Origin of the sequence: uncultured Planktosalinus sp. (assembly GCF_963973675.1) — a bacterium.
Taxonomy (GTDB): Bacteria; Bacteroidota; Bacteroidia; order Flavobacteriales; family Flavobacteriaceae; genus Planktosalinus.
This window is the reverse complement of sequence record NZ_CAXBAN010000287.1, coordinates 1-3,461: the sequence shown is the minus strand read 5'-3', so window position 1 is coordinate 3,461 and position 3,461 is coordinate 1. Positions and strand designations below refer to the sequence as shown.

Below are 3,461 nucleotides of genomic sequence, written 5' to 3'. Positions count from 1 at the left end.
CCGCACGACTGACAAAAGGCTCAACATTTTCAGGAGAATCTTTTTGTTCTTTTTGGAAAGAAGGGACATAAAGTGAAGTTTTAGAAGTTATAAACCACTTCCAACTTGTAATTTTTCAGGGCTTTTTGTGCTTTGTCAAGGTCTTCAGTAAACCCGAGGATGTAACCCCCGCCACCGCTTCCGCATAGTTTGAGGTAGTAAGCATTGGTATCGATGCCCTGCTTCCAGAGTTTATGGAATTGCTTGGGGATCATGGGTTTGAAGTTGTCCAGCACCACGTGCGACAGTTGTTTGATATTGGAAAACAAGGATTTTACATCACCTTTCAGGAAGTCGTCTACACAGGCATCGGTATGTTTGACAAACTGATCTTTCAGCATATTCCTGAAACCTTCCTGCTTCATGTTTTCCATAAAGATTTGCACCATGGGTGCTGTTTCACCGGTCACGCCGCTGTCTAATAAGAATACGGCGCCTTTGCCTTTCTTCAATTGAGAAGGAATACCGGCAGGCTCAATGTTGTCTTGTGAATTGATGAGTATGGGTAAACTCAAATAACTGTTCAATGGATCCAGCCCGGAAGACTTTCCGTGGAAAAAAGATTCCATTGCACTGAAAATAGACTTGAGTTGTAATAGTTTTTCGCGGGTTAGATTCTCAAGGACTGTTATTTTGTGGTTGGCATACTGGTCGTAAATGGCGGCTACTAAGGCACCACTACTTCCAACACCATATCCCTGTGGAATACTGCTGTCAAAATACAGGCCTGCTTTAATGTCTTTTTTTAAACTGTCCAGGTCAAAAGTCACCAGATTGGGTTGCTCTTCCTGCAAGGATTCAAGGTATTCAGCAAAGCGCTGGAGTCCCCGGTTGGATTTATGAGTAGCCACTGTGTGCTCCTTATCAATTTTCAACGCACCGTTGTAAAAATTATAGGGAATGGACAAGCCTTTGGAGTCTTTGATGATACCATATTCACCAAAGAGTAGAATTTTAGAGTAAAAAAGGGGTCCACGCATACTTTTTTATTTAATAGTAAAGATAAAGAATTTCTAACAATACTTCATATTTTGATGCAAAGATACTTCTTCTTCTTTATTAATATTAAAAAAATAACTTAAATATTTAGGACTTTATTTTCTGTAACTCACTAATATTTAGTATATTTAGTGACATCAATCTCATTTAACTTATGAGAGCTTCTATTAAATATCTGACTTTACTTCTTCTTTTCATTCCTATTTTCACTTGGGGTCAAACACATATTTGGACCGGAAACGGAGGCGATACCGACTGGTTCAACCTTACAAACTGGGATACTAATTCTGTTCCTGATGCCGACAGCGATGTCCTTATCCCTGATGGCTTTGTTGTTGAAATAAACTCAGCCAATGCCCTGGTTGGTTTCTTAATCCTTGCACCCAATGCTACTTTGGAAGTAAACAATTCAATGACCATCACCACCGGAATTGAAATTTTGGAAGACGGGTATTTTTTATATTCTTTGGGAACACTCTCAGGAGATGCCACTATTAACAATCACGGTACCTTTGAAATTACAGGGGTTCCCAATAAAGTCATTAATCAATTGACCATCAACAATGAAAACTTACTATTGATTACTGACGCCGGCATTATCAATGTGAGGGAAAACATGTCCATCAATAATGCAGAAAATGCATTGGTGATTGTCAATGGCAGTGGTGACTTTAGCACGAATGCCACAGGAGCCACCTTCAATAATTTTGGAACGTTTCATAAGATGGATACCGGTCAATTTGGCGCCTTTTATTTATTGCTCACCACAAACAATCACGGTACCATTCGGGTTGGTAAATCTCAAAACCTGTTAATCCTTGGCCCTCAAATGGCTCTCAATAATTTTGAAACGGGTATATTAACCGGCGAGGGCGCTTTTGACATTACCTCACCATTCACAAATACCGGAATCATAAGACCTGAAGGCGATCAAGCCGTTGAACTGGATTTTGTAAATACCTTTAGTCTGTCGTCACAATCAACGATTGAATTGGACTTTTTTGGCAATGGCCCGGAGCAATATGACAGGCTTGAAGTCATTGACAACCCATTTATTGAAGGCGGTATAGATGTAAGCCTACACTATGAGGCTTCAGTGAATGATGAGTTTACCGTCATCACCACCTCTCATGGAATCAGCGGTTGTAATTTGCCACCTTCAATTTTTTCCACCCATCAAGGTTTCTTGTATGAGTTTGAGGTAACCTGCACATTGGATGATGTGATACTTAAAGTAATTGACAAGGTATTAACTACTGAAGAATTTGAGCCCTTGAACCTCACCGCCATTCCAAATCCAAACAATGGTGCTTTTGAGATTCAGTTCAGCACCCCTGTTTCTGAAGTAATACTAACTATTAACAACATTTTGGGACAAACCATATCAACACACACCGTTCGAAACACTGACCGATGTCAATTGACCATCGACGGGTCGACCGGTATTTACTTTATCAAGGCTGATACCACTAATAGAACCGGCACTTTTAAAGTCGTTAAGAAGTAATTTGGTGAGCTCCTGAACCTGTCTGATCGTTAATAAATTCGTTGTTTTTACAAAATACCGCCAGTTCTTTGCTAATGAATTGTGAGACTTCGTCTTTTTCTCTTTTGGAATACAGCACGTGCACATTGGCACCGGCATCGAGTGTGAAACAGACTTTACTTCCAGTCTCAGCACGGTACTTCCAGATACAGTTGATGATTTCCAAGGTGTTTGGTTTCATCAGGATAAAATAAGGCATGGAAGTCATCATCATGGCATGTAATGAAAGTGCTTCGTTTTCCACTATTTTGATGAATGCATCCAGGTTTCCTTCTTTCAATACCGGAATCAACTTTTCCAGGTTTGCATTCGCTTGCGCGAAACGCTCTTCAGCAAAGGGATGGTCGTGCATCAAGTTGTGACCCACGGTACTGGAAACTTGTTTTTCTCCTTTATCTACCAGTAGAATGGTATCCTGATAGTTGGCAAAGTTTTTATGTACTTCAAAAGGGTATTTTGTGCCAAAAAAGTTACTACTTCCGGGAATTTGGGGATGCTCCCCCCAAACAATGAGCGGTCCTTCAATACTGCGGCACGCGCTCCCGGAGCCCAATCGCGCCAGAAAGGAGGCTTTTTGATTGAAATATTCAGTAGTAATGGAGGGGTTTAATTGTTGTTCCATTGCCATCAGGCATAACGCCAACGCACTCATGCCACTCGCAGAAGAAGCAATCCCGCTGCTGTGTGGAAAACTGTTCGTGGTTTCTAAACGGAAACGGTACTCTTTTAAAAAGGGAATGTAGGATTCAATGCGTTGAAAGAATTGTAAGATTTTTGGCTCAAAACCTGTTTCCCTTTGACCGTCAAGATAAACCTCAAATTCAAAGTCGCCTGAGGTTTTGGGTTTATAAATCAAGGTTGTTTTTGTAAAACAATT

Annotated in this window: 3 protein-coding genes; 1 reads left to right on the top strand and 2 read right to left on the bottom strand. The window is 40.6% G+C overall.

Features of this window, described 5'->3' with window-relative positions:
• Positions 1-80: 80 nt before the first annotated feature.
• Complete coding sequence (locus tag AACY61_RS10645; RefSeq protein ID WP_339611562.1) at positions 81-1,019, bottom strand: mevalonate kinase; 939 nt, start codon at positions 1,017-1,019, stop codon at positions 81-83.
• 173 nt (positions 1,020-1,192) lie between these two features.
• On the opposite strand from AACY61_RS10645, the gene AACY61_RS10640 reads away from it, so the two are divergent.
• A complete protein-coding gene (locus AACY61_RS10640) occupies positions 1,193-2,545 on the top strand; it encodes a T9SS type A sorting domain-containing protein (protein ID WP_339611561.1) in 1,353 nt (450 codons plus the stop codon).
• Here AACY61_RS10640 and AACY61_RS10635 read toward each other — a convergent pair.
• A partial coding sequence (locus AACY61_RS10635; protein ID WP_339611560.1) for a diphosphomevalonate decarboxylase occupies positions 2,535-3,461 on the bottom strand: 927 nt, incomplete at its 5' end. The genes AACY61_RS10640 and AACY61_RS10635 overlap by 11 nt on opposite strands.

Excerpts from the sequence above, each read along its gene's own strand:
- AACY61_RS10645 (WP_339611562.1), bottom strand. The coding sequence starts at position 1,019 with ATGCGTGGACCCCTTTTTTACTCTAAAATTCTACTCTTTGGTGAATAT.
- AACY61_RS10640 (WP_339611561.1), top strand. The coding sequence starts at position 1,193 with ATGAGAGCTTCTATTAAATATCTGACTTTACTTCTTCTTTTCATTCCT.